The sequence below is a fragment of the Streptomyces sp. NPDC059649 genome, from assembly GCF_042734445.1.
GTDB lineage: Bacteria > Actinomycetota > Actinomycetes > Streptomycetales > Streptomycetaceae > Streptomyces.
In genome coordinates this window covers 171,439-188,942 of record NZ_JBHWDV010000005.1, presented here as the reverse complement: position 1 = coordinate 188,942, position 17,504 = coordinate 171,439, and the positions used below count along the sequence as shown (strand labels likewise).

At 72.0% G+C, this 17,504-nt stretch carries 15 protein-coding genes; 7 read left to right on the top strand and 8 right to left on the bottom strand.

Going from position 1 to position 17,504, the window contains the following annotated elements:
* The first annotated feature begins 487 nt into the window (after nucleotides 1-487).
* Nucleotides 488-1,315, top strand: coding sequence for an enoyl-CoA hydratase family protein (locus ACFV1J_RS10490; RefSeq protein ID WP_385856900.1), 828 nt, complete (start codon nucleotides 488-490; stop codon nucleotides 1,313-1,315).
* On the top strand, nucleotides 1,300-3,819 hold the full coding sequence (locus ACFV1J_RS10485; protein ID WP_385856899.1) for an oxidoreductase: 2,520 nt from the start codon (nucleotides 1,300-1,302) through the stop codon (nucleotides 3,817-3,819). The genes ACFV1J_RS10490 and ACFV1J_RS10485 overlap by 16 nt, the downstream gene beginning before the upstream one ends.
* A 48-nt stretch (nucleotides 3,820-3,867) precedes the next feature.
* Here ACFV1J_RS10485 and ACFV1J_RS10480 read toward each other — a convergent pair whose 3' ends face one another.
* The 3 genes from ACFV1J_RS10480 to ACFV1J_RS10470 form a co-directional block, all read right to left on the bottom strand.
* Nucleotides 3,868-4,851: a ScbA/BarX family gamma-butyrolactone biosynthesis protein gene (locus ACFV1J_RS10480; RefSeq protein ID WP_385856898.1), complete on the bottom strand. Its 984-nt coding sequence runs from the start codon at nucleotides 4,849-4,851 to the stop codon at nucleotides 3,868-3,870.
* 177 nt (nucleotides 4,852-5,028) lie between these two features.
* Nucleotides 5,029-5,646 carry a ScbR family autoregulator-binding transcription factor gene (locus ACFV1J_RS10475; protein WP_385856897.1) on the bottom strand — a complete coding sequence of 206 codons (618 nt, stop codon included), beginning with the start codon at nucleotides 5,644-5,646 and terminating at the stop codon, nucleotides 5,029-5,031.
* Nucleotides 5,647-6,109: 463 nt separating this feature from the next.
* Nucleotides 6,110-6,754, bottom strand: a complete 645-nt coding sequence (locus ACFV1J_RS10470; RefSeq protein WP_385856896.1) for a TetR family transcriptional regulator — start codon at nucleotides 6,752-6,754, stop codon at nucleotides 6,110-6,112.
* Between the two features lie 483 nt (nucleotides 6,755-7,237).
* Between ACFV1J_RS10470 and ACFV1J_RS10465 the strand changes: the two genes are divergently transcribed.
* Nucleotides 7,238-7,996, top strand: coding sequence for an HAD family hydrolase (locus tag ACFV1J_RS10465; RefSeq protein ID WP_385856895.1), 759 nt, complete (start codon nucleotides 7,238-7,240; stop codon nucleotides 7,994-7,996).
* Between the two features lie 71 nt (nucleotides 7,997-8,067).
* Here ACFV1J_RS10465 and ACFV1J_RS10460 read toward each other — a convergent pair whose 3' ends face one another.
* Nucleotides 8,068-8,919 carry a PaaX family transcriptional regulator C-terminal domain-containing protein gene (locus tag ACFV1J_RS10460; RefSeq protein ID WP_385856894.1) on the bottom strand — a complete coding sequence of 284 codons (852 nt, stop codon included), beginning with the start codon at nucleotides 8,917-8,919 and terminating at the stop codon, nucleotides 8,068-8,070.
* 4 nt (nucleotides 8,920-8,923) lie between these two features.
* Nucleotides 8,924-10,573: an AMP-binding protein gene (locus ACFV1J_RS10455; RefSeq protein ID WP_385856893.1), complete on the bottom strand. Its 1,650-nt coding sequence runs from the start codon at nucleotides 10,571-10,573 to the stop codon at nucleotides 8,924-8,926.
* A gap of 239 nt (nucleotides 10,574-10,812) precedes the next feature.
* Here ACFV1J_RS10455 and ACFV1J_RS10450 point away from each other — a divergent pair, with 239 nt between their 5' ends.
* Both ACFV1J_RS10450 and ACFV1J_RS10445 read left to right on the top strand, forming a co-directional pair.
* Nucleotides 10,813-11,937: an acyl-CoA dehydrogenase family protein gene (locus ACFV1J_RS10450; protein WP_385856892.1), complete on the top strand. Its 1,125-nt coding sequence runs from the start codon at nucleotides 10,813-10,815 to the stop codon at nucleotides 11,935-11,937.
* Between the two features lie 119 nt (nucleotides 11,938-12,056).
* On the top strand, nucleotides 12,057-12,857 hold the full coding sequence (locus ACFV1J_RS10445; RefSeq protein WP_385856891.1) for a VOC family protein: 801 nt from the start codon (nucleotides 12,057-12,059) through the stop codon (nucleotides 12,855-12,857).
* On the opposite strand, the gene ACFV1J_RS10440 is transcribed toward ACFV1J_RS10445, so the two are convergent.
* Nucleotides 12,835-13,047: a hypothetical protein gene (locus ACFV1J_RS10440; protein ID WP_385856890.1), complete on the bottom strand. Its 213-nt coding sequence runs from the start codon at nucleotides 13,045-13,047 to the stop codon at nucleotides 12,835-12,837. The genes ACFV1J_RS10445 and ACFV1J_RS10440 overlap by 23 nt on opposite strands.
* A gap of 37 nt (nucleotides 13,048-13,084) precedes the next feature.
* Nucleotides 13,085-13,945, bottom strand: coding sequence for an MOSC domain-containing protein (locus tag ACFV1J_RS10435; protein ID WP_385856889.1), 861 nt, complete (start codon nucleotides 13,943-13,945; stop codon nucleotides 13,085-13,087).
* Nucleotides 13,946-14,219: 274 nt separating this feature from the next.
* Between ACFV1J_RS10435 and ACFV1J_RS10430 the strand changes: the two genes are divergently transcribed.
* A complete protein-coding gene (locus ACFV1J_RS10430) occupies nucleotides 14,220-14,651 on the top strand; it encodes a hypothetical protein (RefSeq protein WP_385856888.1) in 432 nt (143 codons plus the stop codon).
* 118 nt (nucleotides 14,652-14,769) lie between these two features.
* Nucleotides 14,770-15,672: a hypothetical protein gene (locus ACFV1J_RS10425; RefSeq protein WP_385856887.1), complete on the top strand. Its 903-nt coding sequence runs from the start codon at nucleotides 14,770-14,772 to the stop codon at nucleotides 15,670-15,672.
* Nucleotides 15,673-15,807: 135 nt separating this feature from the next.
* On the opposite strand, the gene ACFV1J_RS10420 is transcribed toward ACFV1J_RS10425, so the two are convergent.
* Nucleotides 15,808-17,337: a helix-turn-helix domain-containing protein gene (locus tag ACFV1J_RS10420; RefSeq protein ID WP_385856886.1), complete on the bottom strand. Its 1,530-nt coding sequence runs from the start codon at nucleotides 17,335-17,337 to the stop codon at nucleotides 15,808-15,810.
* Between the last annotated feature and the right edge of the window lie 167 nt (nucleotides 17,338-17,504).

The following is a 17,504-nucleotide window of genomic DNA, read 5'->3' as shown; positions in this document are numbered from 1 at the left end:
GCGGGACCTTCGGCCCTGGGGGCGGGCTCGGGCGCGTAGAGCGGGAGCCTACGGATGGACGGAGGCGGGCGACGAACCGCGGGCCTCGGGCGGCGGGTGATGGCCCGGTTGGTGTCGTCCCACTGGTCCGATCAGGGGCGGTCGGGGGTGGGGCGGTAGTGGGCGGGCCCTTAGGGGACAGGGGAACAGATCCCCTAGTGGTCGCGAGCGCCCCCTCGGGGCCGACAACGTGAAGACGGGCCGCGGCATTCCCGACAGCCGCGGCATTCCCGAGGCCCGCGGCACTCGCGACGGCTGCAGCACTCCCCAAGCCCACGGATTCTCGAAACGGGCCCGGCGAATCAGAGCCCACCCGTATCCCACCCACATCGCGCCCATATCGCTCCCGTATCGCGCCCTCATGACGACAGTCACAGAACAGTGATAGCTTCGAAGGGCATCCGGAAGAGCACCACCGGCCGACCCGCCGAAGGGGGCAGGCAGTCCGATGAGTCCGTTCGCAGGATCCGCCCGTAGTACAGAGGACTGGCAGCACATCCGTGTGACCAGGGACGACGGGGTCGCCACGGTCACCCTGGCGCGACCGGAGAAGCTCAATGCGCTCACCTTCGAGGCGTATGCCGACCTCCGTGATCTGCTCGCCGAGCTGTCCCGGGAGCGCTCCGTACGCGCCCTCGTGCTGGCCGGCGAGGGGCGCGGGTTCTGCTCGGGGGGTGACGTCGAGGAGATCATCGGCGCCACCCTGGGCATGGACACCGGCCAGCTGCTGGACTTCAACCGGATGACCGGACAGGTCGTGCGAGCCGTGCGGGAGGCCCCGTTCCCGGTGATCGCGGCGGTGCACGGCGTCGCGGCCGGTGCCGGTGCGGTGCTCGCGCTGGCCGCGGACTTCCGGGTCGCCGACCCCTCGGCCCGCTTCGCGTTCCTCTTCACCCGGGTCGGGCTGTCCGGCGGCGACATGGGCGCCGCCTATCTGCTGCCGCGGGTCATCGGGCTCGGGCACGCCACCCGGCTGCTGATGCTCGGCGACGCGGTGAGAGCGCCGGAGGCCGAACGGCTCGGCCTCATCAGCGAGTTGGCCGACGAGGGGCGGGCCGACGAGGCGGCCGCTGCACTCGCCCGGCGGCTCGCCGAGGGGCCCGCCCTGGCGCACGCACAGACCAAGGCGCTGCTCACCGCCGAACTCGACATGCCCCTGGCCGCTGCCGTCGAGATGGACGCCGCGACCCAGGCACTACTGATGAACAGCGCCGACTACGCGGAATTCCACGCCGCCTTCACCGAGAAGCGGACGCCCAAATGGCAGGGGAAATAGCCATGCGGGTCGCGGTCATCGGCGGCGGACCGGGCGGACTGTACGCCGCGGCGCTCCTCAAACGGCTCGACCCCACCCGCGAGATCACCGTATTCGAGCGCAACGCCCCCGACGACACCTTCGGCTTCGGTGTCGTCCTCTCCGACGAGACGCTCGGCGGCATCGAGCACGCCGACCCGGAGGTCTACCGCGCACTCCAGGCGGAGTTCGTCCGCTGGGACGACATCGACATCGTGCACCGCGGCCGGACCCTCACCTCCGGCGGGCACGGCTTCGCCGCACTCGGCCGCCGCCGGCTGCTGGCCGTACTGCACCGGCGCTGCCGCGGCCTCGGCGTGGAGCTGCGCTTCCGTACCGAGGCGCCGCCCGCCGCCGCACTGGCCCGGGAGTACGACCTGGTCATCGCCGCCGACGGAGTACACAGTGCGACCCGCAGCGCACACGCCGACGTCTTCCGGCCGCAGTTGACCACCCACCGCTGCCGCTACATCTGGCTCGCCGCGGACTTCGCCTTCGACGCCTTCCGCTTCGAGATCGCCGAGACCGAGCACGGCGTCGTCCAGCTCCACGCCTATCCCTACGCCGCTCCCACCTCCCCTGACGCCGTACCCACTGGCGCCGCGCCCGCTGACGCCGCGCCCGCACCCACCGGGGTCGGCCCTGACCCCACCGACGCCGCTCCCGCACCGATTGACACCGCTCCCGCACCCGCCGGCGCCGGCCCTGACCCCGCCAATCCCGGTCCTCCCTCCCCTGACGCCGACGCCGACGCCGACCCCGCCCCGCTCTCTCCCCGATCTCCCGGCGGCCCCGAGGCCGCCCTCGGTGCCAGCACCGTCATCGTCGAGATGCGGGAGGAGGTGTGGCGGGCCGCCGGGCTGGACCGGGCGGATGAGCGGACGTCGGTGGAGTGGTGCGGCAAGGTCTTCACCGACGCCCTGCGGGGGCGGACCCTGCGGTCCAACAACTCCAGCTGGATCGCCTTCCGTACCGTCGTCAACGAGCGCTGGTCGCACGGCAACACCGTGCTGCTCGGCGATGCCGCGCACACCGCGCACTTCTCCATCGGCTCCGGCACCAAACTCGCCGTCGAGGACGCCCTCGCGCTGGCCGCCTGCCTCCAGGAGCAGCCCGACATCCCCCGCGCCCTCGCCGCCTACGAGACGGAGCGCCGGCCCGTCGTCGCCTCCACACAGCGGGCCGCGCGCGCCAGCCTCGCGTGGTTCGAGGAACTGGCCGGGTACGTCGACCAGCCGCCGCGCCAGTTCGCCTTCAACCTGCTCACCCGCAGCCGCCGCGTCACCCACGACAACCTGCGGCTGCGCGACCCCGGATTCGTCGCCGCCGTCGAGGACGAGGCGGGCATCCCGGCCGGCACCCCGCCGATGTTCACGCCCTTCCGGCTGCGCGGCCTCACCCTGCGCAACCGGGTGGTCGTGTCACCGATGGACATGTACTCCTCCGAGGACGGCGTCCCCGGTGACTTCCACCTCGTGCACCTCGGCGCCCGGGCCCTCGGCGGGGCCGGACTCGTGATGACCGAGATGGTGTGCGTCAGCGAACAGGGCCGGATCACCCCGGGCTGCGCCGGTCTCTACACGGCCGAACAGGCCGCGGCCTGGCGCCGCGTCACCGACTTCGTGCACACCCGGGCACCCGGCACCGCGATCGGCGTACAGCTCGGCCACTCCGGCCGCAAGGGCTCCACCAAGCTGATGTGGGACGGCATCGACGAGCCCCTCGACACCGGCAACTGGCCGCTCGTCGCCGCATCCCCCCTCCCTTACAAGCCCGGCAGCCAGCGCCCCCACGAGCTGACCACCGGCGAACTCGCCGACATCCGGCGGGAGTTCACCGACTCCGCACGGCGCGCCGCCGACTGCGGCTTCGACCTCCTCGAACTGCACTGCGCCCACGGCTATCTGCTGTCCGGCTTCCTCTCCCCGCTGACCAATCAACGCACCGACGCCTACGGAGGTTCCCTGGCCGGCCGGCTCCGCTTCCCGCTCGAGGTCTTCGACGCGGTGCGTGAAGTCTGGCCGGACGACCGGCCGATGACCGTCCGGATCTCCGCCACCGACTGGGCCGACGGCGGCACCACCGCCGAGGACGCGGTGGCCATGGCGGGCGCGTTCGCCGAGCACGGTGCCGACGCCATCGACGTGTCCACCGGGCAGGTCGTGTCCGACGAGCGCCCCGACTTCGGACGCTCGTACCAGACACCGTTCGCCGACCGGATCCGCAACTCCCTCGGCGTGCCGGTCATCGCGGTCGGCGCGATCTCCTCCTGGGACGACGTCAACTCCCTCGTCCTCGCCGGGCGCGCCGACCTGTGCGCACTGGCCCGGCCGCACCTGTACGACCCGCACTGGACGCTGCACGCCGCCGCCGAGCAGGGCTACGCCGGCCCGGGCGCCCCCTGGCCGCTGCCCTACCAGGCGGGCAGCCGCACCCCGCCCACCGGGCGTACCGACGCGCCGAAGCCCCGCCTCACGCTGCGGTGACGGGGGAGGCACGGGCAGCGCGGGCGGGGCCGCTGGGGAGCCGGGCCCTCAGGACACCGGCACGCTGGTGATCCGCGCGGCGACCACCGGTCTTCCGTGCTGCTCCACGCCGACCTCGACCCGTCGCGCGCCGCCGCCCGTGGCCGGGTCCGGCATGCGTGCCCGCACCCAACTCGGCGCGTCCAGCTCGGCGTACCGCTCGAAGGAGCACTCCAGCGAGACCGGCAGCATCGGCACGCCGGGCGTCGTCGCCCGGGCGGCCTGCCGGGTGGCCTCGACCATCAGCATGCCGGGGGCGTGGTCGACGGGATGGTCGAAGAGCACCGGATGGGAGGTGTCGACCCGCAGCTGCCAGCGGTCCGGGAGGTCGGTGGGGGAGAGCAGCACATCGCGGTCGCGGTCCCGGTCGACCAGCTCCGGGGCGACCGGTTCCGGCACCGGCAGCCGGCGCGAGGTGGCGAATGCCAGGTCGCTGTATCTGCCGCGCAGCCGGCGGTAACCCGCCGGGCTGTAACAGGAGTAGATGAGCCGGGCATGGGCCAGATGGGCGCCGTCGCACCGGACGCGGAACTCCTGACGGGCGCTGATCAGGCGCTTCCCGCGGCGCACCACGTCATGGACGGTGATCTGCAGCTCCACCTCGGCCGGTTCGCCGGCGGCGCGCAGCGCCTGCGGGGCGAGGTCGTAGCGGACGTGCTGCCAGACGATGGGGTGGTCGAGCGGCACCCGGTGCGCCACATGGCTCAGTAATATCCCCGCCTGCCGCACGGTCTCGATCAACAGCAGCGGATCGTGCAGCCCGCCGACCGGCTCGTAGAAACCGTGCGCCCGCGGCCACTGGGCGCTCACCACCCAGCTGTCGCCGGGACCGCGCCGCCAGTTGGTGAGGAACACCTCGGACCCGGTGGTGCGGTGTCCGTACGCGCCGAGAACGGGCGGGTGCGTCGTGGACGGTCGGTTTCCTTCCGGCAGCCAGCGCGCCCTGGGGTGTTGCTCGCGCGAGGAGGAGGGCATCAGGGTGGCGCTGGCCATGGGCGTCCCTTTCTGCTGTGCGGCTCTCCGCGCCCTCGCGGGCGGACGTGCGGCGACGACCCGGAAGAACCAAGATACGGACCATGTGGTTTGTTTGCCAGGGGCCGCCGGCGCTTCTCCCTGGGGCGACCCCGGCAGGTCTCGTCGGGGCGCGCCGCGGGAGGAGTGCGGCGTGGATCAGAGGGGGACCTGCGTGCGGCGCCCGTGCGGGTCGAGATGGCTCAGCGCGCCGGGCGCGGCCAGTCCCGGCAGGGTGTGCTTCCACAGCCCGGTGACCCGCTCGGGGAGGTCGGCACGGTTGGTCGCCGCCCGCGAGAACAACTGCACGCCCATATAGGCGGCGACGAAGAACTCGGCCGCCCGTTCGGGGACCACGCCGGGCAGTAATTCCCCGTTGTCCCGGGCCTCTCGGAACATCGTCGTGATGAGGTCGGTCCACACCTGATACGGCATCAGCGGTTCCTCGCTGAAGGTCGTCTCCACCGCGATCCGGGTGCCGGCCTGCAGCAGCGGATCGCTGCGCAGGGCCAGGGCCACTTGGTGGGTGAAGTCGATGGCGTCCTGGAGGCGGGACGCGCTGACCTGCGGCAGGAACGGTTCGGCCTGCTCCGTGATGACGGCACGGGCCAGCGCGTCCTTGGACGTGAAGTGGAAGTACACCGCCCCTTTGGTGACCCCGGCCCGCTGGATGATCTCGGACATGGTGGCCGCCTGGTACCCACGTGTCCCTATGACATGAGCCGCTGCTTCGAGGACGGTGCGCCGGGTGCGCAGTGCGCGTTCCTGCTTGACCACAGATCATCCTCCGCATGGTCTCTTGGAGTTGTTGAGCTTTCGACCGCTGCTGGTGGCCGCGCAGTCTATTTGCGGCATCATGAAGAAGCCAACCATGCGGTATGGAATGCGCGCGCCGCCCGTGCCCAGGGCGCGCCGGATGCGGGCTGCTTCACCTGGGGGAGGTACGGGTCCGGGTCCGCGGCCGCGGTACGGCGGCCGGCGGCCCCGGTGCTGGCGGCGCGGGCCGGCGAACTCGTCCAACCTCCTTAGGAGTGAAGCGAGTTCGCCGCCGACGAGGAGGTGCGGAGGTGACCTCCGGCGCCGGACGGCATCGATGTGCTGGCATCGGCGCGGTGTTCGTCGAGTGGTGACACGGACGCATGGTGACGCGGTCGCACGGGTGGTGCGGCCGCGTTCGCGTTCCGCTCGGGCGTGAAGACGGGCCGCGGGTGCGGCCCGGGTGCGGTGTGGCGGCCGGGGATCAGCCGGCCGCCGGCAGCTGGGCCGGTGCGGGAAGGCCGGCGGCCGGCACCCGCTCCGGAGCCTCCGGCAGCAGCGCCCACAGTCCGGCCACGGCCTCCTCGTCCCACCAGGTGCCGTCCTCGCCGCCGAGGTGCAACAGCCCCACCACGATCGAGGTCAACAGCTGGGCGGTGCGCCGCGGTTCGGCGTCCGGTGCGTGCGCCGCGGGCGGGCCGCAGGGGCTGCCGGTGCCGCAGGTGACCGCCTTGTCCAGGAAGAGCGCGTACCAGCGCTGTTCCAGGGCGTAGATGCCGAGGCCCGGCGCGGTCTCGGGACGCAGCCGCAGTCCGGCGCGGAGCACCGCGTCGGACCGGACCCGGCCGAACAGCTCGACGGCGAAGTCCCGTACGGCCTGGGGGAGCGGCTCCGGGGAGCGGGTGAAGGCGTCCTCGATCTCCTGGAGGGTGGCCAGTGCGGAGTCCCGCACCGCGAGGGTGAGGTCGTCCTTGGATGTGAAGTGGAAGTAGAGGGCGCCCTTGCTCAGGCGGGCCCGCCGGCTGATCTCGACCATGCCCGCGGCGGGGACCCCCTTCTCCAGGAAGGTCTCTGCGGCCGAGCGGATGAGTGCCTGGCGGCTCTGGATGGCGCGATGCTGGGTGGGCACGGTGTCCGTCCCGTCTCTAGTACGGCTGCGAGCTGATTGCAGTCTACATAGAAAACCAACCATGCGGTTCGATATGCTTCAGGGGTTTGGCCGGAACTCGCGTCTCCTGACGGGAAGTCGACGGTCCGTCGCCCGCTCGGGGCGTCGGCGGCCCCTGTGAAGCGTGTGTCCCCAGTCTGAAGGCACGGAAGAACGTTGTCGACCCGTCAGGGAGTGACAAAGGCACATTGACAAACAGCGCAGGCGGTTTTTAAATCTCCGAAGGCGGTAAACGGGACGTTCCCTTCCGTTGCAGCCGCCCCGTCGGTCGCGTGCCGCCCTAGGACAGCGGTGCGCCATGGCGAGACCGCCTCTGCCGTTACGAGTCGTCGACCGCGGGCCGCCCCATCAGCAGAGCCAGCAACGTCACCCGAACCCGCACCCCCACCGGAACCCGAAAGGTCTCCAGCCATGCGCGTAGCAACGGAAGCCCGCGAACGTCCCGTGAGAGGCGCACGGGGTACCGGAGTCGACACGCTCCGGGCCGCCGTCTTCGACCTGGACGGCACCCTCGCCAACACTCTGCCCGCCATCAGCAAACTGTTGGTCAAGGTGGCTTCGGAGCAGGGCTGCTCGGTGACCGCGCGGCAGGCGGCGCAGGCCATCGGCAAGCCGCCCGGCGCCGCCTTCGGCCGGCTGCTGGGCCGCCCCGAGGACGACGCCCGGGTGCAGGCCGCCATCAACCGCTACCGCGAACTGTTCTCCTACGAAGTGCTCTGCCAGGGACCGCAGCTGCTCTTCCCCGGTGTCAGCGCGGGACTGTCCGCGCTGCGCGCCCACGGCGTCGAGCTGGCGGTCGCCACGTCCAAGCCCACCCGTAGCGCCGAGGCGCTGCTCGACGTCATGGGCATCCGCGACCTGGTCGGCCCGGTCATCGGCCAGGACATGGTCCGGCGCGGCAAACCGCACCCGGAGCTGGTGCTGCGGGCGGCCGGCCGGCTGGGGGTCGCGGCCTGGCAGACCGCGTACGTGGGGGACACGGTGGGGGACATGCGGATGGCGGTCACCGCGCGGATGGAGCCGGTCGCGGTGACCTACGGGGTGGGCACGTTCGGTGAGTTGGCCGCGGTCGCCGGCACCCGGATGTGCAGTTCGTTCAAGGACGTGGTGTCGGTGATCGCCGCCTCCCGGCCGCGCCCGGCCATGGCCGCGGGAGCCGCCGGCGGCGCGGGCGCCGTGCGGGCCGTGCAGCGCCGCCGCTGAGGCACGGTCCGGCACCCGGTGCGATGCGCGGTCCGGCGCCCTGACGGTCCTTCACCGTCCTCCGCCGCCCCTCACGGCCCGGCCGTCACCTCACGCACGTAACGGGCGCCCGCCGCCCGCAAGGTGTCGTGCAGCCGGCCGAAGACCTCCGCAGCGCGGCCGCCCGGCCAGTCCTCCGGCAGGAGGGGAGAGGGCAGTCCGGGATCCGCGTACGGCAGTCGGCGCCAGGCGTCCAGGGCCAGCAGATAGTCGTGGTAGGCCGCCTCGCCCGGCACCGTGCGCCGCCGTGACCACCGGCGCAGCACCGGCTCCTGCTCCGCCAGGAAGGCGCGGTGCTGCGCGGCGATGGCGTCCAGGTCCCACCACCGCGCCACCGATCGGGCCGTCGGTGCGAAACCCGCATGCGTTCCGGTGAACAGGTCGACGTACGGGGCGAGTTCGAGCCGCTCCAGGGTGTGCCGGGTCTCCTCGTAGAGGTGGGCGGGGGCGATCCACACACCCGGGGCGGCGGTACCGAAGCCCAGCCGGGCCAGCCGCGACCGCAGCAGATGCCGTTTGTGCCGCTCCTCCTCGGGGACGGAGAAGACGGCCAGCACCCAGCCGTCGGACAGCCGCGCGGCCGGCCGGCCGAAGATCCGCCGGTCGCCGTCGTCCAGCAGCTGCCGGCCGGCGTCCGACAGCCCGTAACCGGCCGCCCCGGTGACGGTGCGCCCGGGGACCAGCAGACCGCGCCGCTTGAGGCGGGAGACCGCCGAACGCACCGACGGCGGATCGACGCCGAGCACGCCGAGCAGCCGGATCAGCGCGGCGACCGGCACCGGCCCGGCCGCCTGGTCCGCCGGGCCGGGCTCGTCGCGCCCGTACGCACCGTAGAAGGTGACGATCAGGGACCGGGGGGTGCGCTGTGTCTGCTGGTCGGTCACCTGATCACTGTAGATCGGCGACCGGGTCCGGCCCGCGGGACGGGTCGGCCGTCCCGAGCGGCGCACGCAGCCGGAAGCGCTGGAGCTTGCCGGTCGGGGTGCGCGGCAGCGCGCTGTGGAAGACGATCTCGCGGGGGCATTTGTACGGGGCGATGCGGGACTTGGTGAAGGCGCGCAGCGCGGCGACGGTGTCCGGGCCCCGGGGCACGCCGTCCCGCAGCACGAGGTGGGCGACCACCACCTGCCCGCGCTCCTCGTCCGGCCGTCCGACCACCGCCGCCTCGGTCACGTCGGGGTGGTGCAGCAGCGCGTCCTCCACCTCGGGGCCGGCGATGTTGTACCCGGCCGAGATGATCATGTCGTCCGCGCGGGCCACGTAGCGGAAGTAGCCGTCCGGCTCGCGGACATAGGTGTCGCCGGTGACGTTCCAGCCGTCCCGGACGTACTCGGTCTGCCGCGGGTCCGCGAGGTAGCGGCAGCCCGTCGGACCGCGGACCGCCAGCAGTCCGGGCTCGCCGTCCGGCACCGGGGCGCCGTCCGCGTCCACCACCCGCGCCTCGAAGCCCGGCACCGGCAGGCCCGTCGTGCCGGGCCGGATCGCGTCGTCGGCGGCGGAGATGAAGATGTGCAGCAGTTCGGTGGCGCCGATGCCGTTGATGATCCGCAGACCGGTCGCCTCGTACCAGGACTGCCAGGTGGCGGCGGGGAGGTTCTCCCCGGCGGATACGCAGCGGCGCAGCGAGGAGACGTCGTGCCCGGCCAGCCGGGGGAGCATCGCGCGGTAGGCGGTGGGCGCGGTGAACAGCACCGAGATCCGGTGCCGCGCGATGTCGCCGAGCAGCTGCTCGGGGCCGCCCCAGTCGGCGAGCAGGGCCGAGGCGCCGGCCCGCAGCGGGAAGATCACCAGCCCGCCGAGGCCGAAGGTGAAGCCCAGCGGCGGGCTGCCGGCGAACACGTCGTCCGGGGTCGGCCGCAGCACCTGCGCGGAGAAGGTGTCCGCGATGGCGAGCACGTCCCGGTGGAAGTGCAGACAGCCCTTGGGGCGGCCGGTGGTGCCGGAGGTGAAGGCGATCAGCGCGACGTCGTCGGCCGCGGTCGGCACCGCCGGGTACGGGGCGCCGCCGGGCCGGGCCAGGTGCCGCAGATCGCCCGGTCCGTCGCCGCCGTACGTGGTGATCCGCAGCCCGGGGACCGCGGCCTTGACCAGGTCGTCGACCGCCTCGGCCGCGCACAGGGCGTGCCGTACCTCCGCCAGCCCGCAGATCGTGGCGAGTTCGTCGGGGCGCTGGGAGGCCAGGACCGTCACCGCGACCGCCCCGGCCTTCATCACGGCGAGCCAGCAGGCGGCCAGCCAGGGGGTGGTGGGGCCGCGCAGCAGGACGCGGTTGCCGGGGCGGACGCCCAGCGGGCCGGTGAGCGCATGCGCGATCGCGTCCACCCGGGCGCGCAGTTCTTCGTACGTCCAGACCCGGCCGGCCGCGTCGCGCAGTGCGGGCCGGTCGGCGCCGTATCGGGCGAGGGTGCCGTCCAGCAGCTCGGCGCCGCAGTTCAGCCGGTCGGGATAGCCCAGGTCGGTCAGGTGCGGCCACTGCTCGCGGGGCGGCAGCCGGTCGCGCGCGAAGGTGTCGGTGTGGGCCGAGGACCGTGGCTCCATGGCGGTGCGCCCCCTAGGACGGCCGGGTGGCCGGCTCGGTCGGCTGCTCGTCCCTCCGGCCGGGACCGGCCGACGAGCCGTCGAGACTGCTCCAGAACTGTCTGTTGTTCAGGGACTGTCCGTCGCTCAAGGGCGGTCCCTCGCCCCGGGGGCTGCCGTTCGGATCCGTCGTCAGCGTAACGTGTTCGTGACGGCAGTCAACAGACCGCGATAGAGGACCGCTACCAGGGAGCCGCCTCGTGACTGTATTCGCGCTGGGACCGGACGAGCAGGAATGGTGCGCCGCGTTGCGCGCCATGACGGCCGAACGGCTGAGCCCGCTGGCCGAGAAGGGCACCGAGGGCCGGGTCAACCGCCCCCTGGTCGCGGCACTCGGCGAACTCGGCCTGCTGCGCCGCCTGTTCCCGGACGACGGGCCGTTGCGCGCCCTGGACCTGTGCCTGCTGCGGGAATCCCTCGCCCAGGAGTGCACGGAGGCGGAGACCGCCCTCGCGCTCCAGGGGCTGGGGACGTATCCGGTCGTCCAGTCGGGGACCGAGGCGCAGCGGGCCCGCTGGGTGCCCGAGGTCGCCGCGGGCCGCGCGGTCGCCGCCTTCGCGCTGAGCGAGCCGGACGCGGGCTCGGACGCCGCCGCGCTGTCGCTGGCCGCCGAGCCGGACGGGCCGGGCCGCTGGCGGCTGACCGGCGAGAAGTGCTGGATCTCCAACGCCCCCGAGGCGGACTTCGCCACCGTCTTCGCCCGCACCGGCGGGCCGGGGCCCCGTGGTGTCACCGCCTTCCTGGTGCCCGCCGACCGGCCCGGCGTCTCCGGCACGCACCTGGACCTGCTCAGCCCGCACCCCATCGGCACGCTGGTCTTCGACGGCACACCCGTGACCGGCGAGGACGTCCTGGGTGAGGTGGACGGCGGATTCGCCGTCGCGATGGGCACGCTGAACCTCTTCCGGCCGAGCGTGGGCGCCTTCGCGGTCGGTATGGCGCAGGCCGCGCTGGATGCCGCGGTGGCACACGCGGGCGCGCGCACCGCGTTCGGCGGCCCGCTCAAGGACCTGCAGTCCGTCGGCCACCAGCTCGCCGAAATGGCCACCCGCACCGAGGCGGCCCGGCTCCTGGTGTACGCGGCGGCCACCGCGTACGACACCGGGGCCCGCGACATCGCCCGGCGCTCGGCGATGGCCAAACTGCTGGCCACCGAGACCGCGCAGTACGTGGTCGACGCCGCGGTCCAGATCCACGGCGCCCGCGCCCTGCGCCGCGGCCACCTCCTGGAGCACCTCTACCGCGAGGTCCGGGCACCCCGCATCTACGAGGGCGCCACGGAGGTGCAGCGCTCGATCATCGCGAAGGAGCTCTACCGGGCCTGAGGGCGTGGGCGGGCGTGCCGGAACCGCCCGCCGCCCGGCCGTCACCGTCCGTTCCGACGGGCGATTGTCAGTGCCGAATGTCAGGCTGAGATCAGAGACGATCCGCGAAGGGAATCGCCATGATCACTACTGACTTCGTCCCTGGCTCCCCGTGCTGGCTCGATCTGGGGGCGCCCGACGTCGAGGTCGCGACGGCCTTCTACCGAGCGGTGTTCGGCTGGCGGTCGGAGCCCTTCGGTGACCAGGAGGCGGGCGGATACACGCTCTTCCGGCTCGACGGGAAGGCGGTGGGCGCGGTCGGCCCGCTCACCGAGGACGGCGCCACGTCGGCCTGGACGATCTACTTCCACACCCCCGACGCGGACGCCACGGTCAAGGCGGTGGAGCAGGCGGGCGGCGCGGTCCGTACCCAGCCGGCCGAGGTCGGCGCCGAGGACGGCCGGTTCGCCCAGCTCACGGACCCGCAGGGCGCGGACTTCGCGGTCTGGCAGCCCGCGCGGTACCCGGGCTTCGAAACCGCGGACGCCCCGGGCAGCCTGGGCTGGACGGAGCTTTACACCACCGACCCGGCCGCCGCCCAGACCTTCTACCGGACCGTCTTCGGCTGGCACACCCAGGACATGCCGCTCCCCGCCGGAGGCGGCACCTACACCCTCCTCACCCCCGCGAACTGCGGCAACGACCGCACGCACGGCGGCCTCATGGGCGTCCCCGCCGACCTCCTCGCCCCCACGGGCAAGCCCTACTGGCACCCCGTCTTCATCTCCAAGGACTGCGACGCCACCGTCGGCCTGGTGACCGGCAACGGCGGCACCCTCTCCATGGGCCCCGAAACCGCCGAGGGCGTCGGCCGCCTCGCCGTCTGCACGGACTCCGCCGGCGCCGAATTCGTCATCCTCACCCCGCACGGCTCGCTGTGACACCGGGAATCCGACGCGTTCCCAGGGTCGGGCCGACCGACGGCAGCACGCGGTGGTGTGCCTCGTCGACGTGCGGATTCGCATTCAGCCGGTCATCAACCATGATCCGATCGATGAAATCGTCGACGACGGTGGCGATGTTGTAGAGACCCCCGAGCCGCTCGTACAGCGAATTCGGCTGCATTTCCACGTTCGCTTCCTCTGGACGTGTGGGGACGCGCGTCCGGTCATGCGAGCCTTACGGGATCGCCGCGCCGGATGGTGCCGCCCGCGATCACGTCGGCGTAGACCCCCACGTTCACCTGGTTGTGCCGCGCTGCCGTACGCAGGATGCCGGCGTCTCGCGGCAGGTCCCCCTGCGGCAGCGTGATCATGACGCAGCGAGGGCAGGGGCCGGTGATCCGCAACCGGACCTCGTCGCCGATCGCCACCGTGTGACCGATCCAGCCGTTCTCCACGAAACCCCGCTCGTCCGGGCCGGTCGCCACGACGATGTTCGGCCGAAATCGCCGCACTTCGAAGCGCCCTTCGGGATACAGCTCGCGCAGCCGGTCGATCGTCGCCGTCGTCACCAGATGCACGACGGCGAGGTCGAAAAAGGTCCCGGCCGGCAGTTCCCACTCGGTCACGGTGTCTCTGTGGTCGAGCCCTTCCATGTCCGGCCAGTACTCCTCGGCCGTCGTGCCCGACCGTGCCTCCCCCTCGTCCTGCGTGCCCGCCAGCGTGACCTCGCGGCCGAGTGCCCGGGAAAGAATCTGTGCCAGGCCGGGCTGATCGCTCATCACGGCGGTGCCGTCGGGCAGGGTCAGACGGACGGCAGGCAGCTTCGCTCCCGCCTGAGGTGGCTCGACATAGGCAGCGCGAAAGTCGAAGAAGTTACCCCACTTGTGCGGATTCTTTGCGCCCGCGACCTTTCCTGTCGCTGCGTCGACAACGGCGAACCGCCGATCCCCGACGAGTCCGTACTTCGTGACCGCGGAGGCGTTCAACTCCTCGCCCAGCATCGACTTCACTGGATAGCGCCACAGGCCGACAACCGCACGGCCCTCCCCGTGCGCGGAACGCGCATGCGACGGATCCGTTCGCATGACGGCCTCCTCGATCCAACGCCCCGGCGCGGCCGTCGCGCACCCTCCTTACCAGCGGAAACCCCTGGAATCCTGCTGTCAACCGGAAGCCTGCGGGTCGGTAGGGGACGTGGTGGTCGGTGGCGTGAGCGCTCCTCCTCGGTGTCGGGAGCACCCCTCCCCCTGGCACAGGCATTACCCCGAGGGGGTATGGTCGGGCAGGCAAGCATTGCCGTGAGACGAGCAGAGAGCCCTTGCCGTGAGGCGAGCGGCGAGTCGGGGAAGGACGCCCACCGTGGACCGCACCGGAACGTCGAGCAGGCCGCTGGCGGCCAGGCTGCTCGCCGTGTGCGCCGTCGTCCTCGGGCTCTTCCTCATGCACGGTTCACCGGCTGCCGCTGCCGACGGATGCCATGGGGCGATGGCCGGCGCCATGCCGATGACCCAGGCCGCGCCCGCTGCGATGGGCTCGCCCGCGACAGCCCCGTCGGCAGGGCACTTCGCCGCCGCCCCTCATCTGACCCCTGTCGGCATGGACGGCACGCTGTGCGTGTCGACCCGTGCGCAGTCCTCGCCGCCGCTGCCGGCGGTCGGCGTGCCGGCCGTCATGGTCGTCACGGCGTGGGAGCCCCTCGGCCGACGGCTGGCGGCCGCGGTGGCGCGCTGGAGAGGGCCGCCCGAAGGCGGGCGGGGAGTGCTGCTCCGCGTGTGCGTCGCACGGACGTGACAGGCGCCCGCCGGACCCGGGACCGCTCCCGGGCCCGTACGACGTCCTGTTCACCCGCGCACCGCCCCGCTGTGGTTGCGCCCCCTTCGAAAGACTCGCGATGTCCCTCATTTCCCGTTTGTCCGCACGTCGCCGCACCCTCGCCGCAGCCTCCCTCGGCAGCGCTCTCGCGTTGGCCCTGGCCGCGTGTGGCGCCGACTCCCCGCACGACTCCTCGACGCCGCGAACCGGCAAGCCGTCCGCCTCGGCGTCCCCCACCGGTACGGGGCACGACCACTCCTCGATGCCCGGCATGGACATGAACGACGGGGACGGTCTGGCCGGTGAGAAGGACGGCTACCGGCTGACCTCGAACGCCGCCACGCTGCCGGCCGGCAAGGGGACCGACTATCGGTTCGCCGTCACCGGCCCGGACGGCAAGCCGGTCACCCGCTTCACCGTCGAGCAGACCAAGCGCCTGCACTTCTACGCCATCCGGTCCGACCTGACCGGTTTCCAGCACCTCCACCCCACCATGGCCGACGACGGCACCTGGACGGCCGGTCTCGCCGCGCTCCAGCCCGGTTCCTGGCGGTTGTTCGCCCAGTTCACGCCGCACAGCGGTACGGGCAGGAGTCAGGACCTCGTGCTCAGCCGGACCGTCACCGTCCCCGGCCCGGCGGCCACCACCCCGCTGCCCAAGGTGTCCACGACCACCGAGGTCGACGGGTACACCGTCACCGTGCGGGGGGAACTGATGGCGGGCATGGCCCACCCCCTCACCGTGACCGTCAGCAAGGACGGCAAGCCGGTCACCGACCTCCAGCCGTACCTGGACAGTTACGCCCATCTGACCGCCTTCCACGAAGGCGATCAGGCCTTCGCCCACCTCCACCCGCGGAACAAGGTCAACGGCGACCATGGAGGGCCCGGCCTGTCGTTCCACGCCGAGCTGGCCAAGTCCGGTAACTGGCGGCTGTTCCTGCAGTTCCGGACCGCCGGAAGGCTGCACACCGCCGCCCTCACCCTGCACGTGAGCTGAGCCGGCCCCCGCAGGCCTCGCTGCCGAGCGCGGGTTTCACCCCCGCAGGGAAACCCCACAGATGCCGCCGCACCCCGTCCGGACCCGTATGCACACAGGTCGGTCAGGGTGCGGCGGCACTTTCTCCAAGAGGGCTCAGATGTCCCGGAAGATTTCGATCTGCGCGCCGATCGAGTTGAGGCGGGCCGCGAGGTCCTCGTAACCGCGGTTGATGACATAGACGTTGCGCAGGACGGAGGTGCCCTCGGCGGCCATCATGGCGAGGAGGACGACGACGGCGGGGCGCAGGGCCGGGGGGCACATCATTTCCGCGGAGCGCCAACGGGTCGGGCCGTCGACCAGGACCCGGTGCGGGTCGAGGAGTTTGACCTGGGCGCCGAGGCGGTTGAGGTCCGTGAGGTAGATCGCGCGGTTGTCGTAGACCCAGTCGTGGATCAGGGTCTGGCCCTGGGCGCTGGCCGCGATCGCCGCGAAGAAGGGGACGTTGTCGATGTTCAGGCCCGGGAAGGGCATCGGGTGGATCTTGTCCAGCGGGGCCTGGAGTTTGGACGGGCGTACGGTCAGGTCGATCAGCCGGGTGCGGCCGTTGTCGGCGGCGTACTCCGTGCTGCGTTCGTGGTCCAGGCCCATCTCCTCCAGGACCGCGAGCTCGATCTCCAGGAACTCCACCGGCACCCGGCGGATGGTGAGTTCGGACTCCGTGACGACCGCCGCGGCCAGCAGGCTCATCGCCTCGACCGGGTCCTCGGAGGGGGCATAGTCCACATCGCGCTCGATGTGTGCGATGCCGTGGACGGTGAGGGTGGTGGTGCCGATGCCGTCGACCCGGACGCCCAACTCCTCCAGGAAGAAGCAGAGATCCTGGACCATGTAGTTGGAGGAGGCGTTGCGGATGACCGTGACGCCGTCGTGCCGGGCCGCCGCCAGCAGGGCGTTCTCGGTGACGGTGTCCCCGCGCTCGGTCAGCACGATCGCGCGCTTGGGGACCACGCTGCGGTCGACCTCGCCGAGGTACATGCCATCGGTCGCGGTGATCTCCAGGCCGAAGTGCCGCAGCGCCGTCATGTGCGGGGTGACGGTCCGGGTGCCGAGGTCGCAGCCGCCCGCGTACGGCAGTTTGAAGTGGTCCATGCGGTGCAGCAGCGGACCGAGGAACATGATGACGCTGCGGGTGCGGCGGGCCGCCTCCAGGTCCATGGAATGCAGGTCGAGTTCCGCCGGCGGCACGATCTCCAGGTCGTTGCCGTCGTTGATCCAGCGGGTGCGTACGCCGATGCTGCCGAGCACTTCGAGGATGCGGTAGACCTCCTCAATGCGGGCCACCCGGCGCAGAGTTGTGCGCCCGGCGTTCAGCAGGGTGGCGCAGAGCAGCGCCACGCAGGCGTTCTTGCTCGTCTTCACATCGATGCTGCCGGACAGCCGGCGGCCACCGACCACCCGCAGATGCATCGGTCCGGCGTAGCCGAGCGAGACGATCTCGCTGTCCAATGCCTCGCCGATCCGGGCGATCATCTCAAGGCTGATGTTCTGGTTCCCGCGTTCGATGCGATTCACCGCACTCTGGCTCGTGCCGAGCGCCTCCGCGAGCTGCGTCTGCGTCCAGCCACGGTGTTGCCGGGCGTCACGGATGAGCCTGCCGATGCGTACGAGGTAGTCGTCTGCCATGGGGCGACCGTATCTCAGATATGAGATGGATACGCAATTGATGGTGGTTGAGTTGTTCTATTAGAATGCGAATAAGTAGGGGGTGATTGAGGGTGGGTCACCGTCGGTGCGTACGCGGTGTCGTGAGGCGTTGGCGTAACGGCTCTTATCGACTGCTACCCCCTATG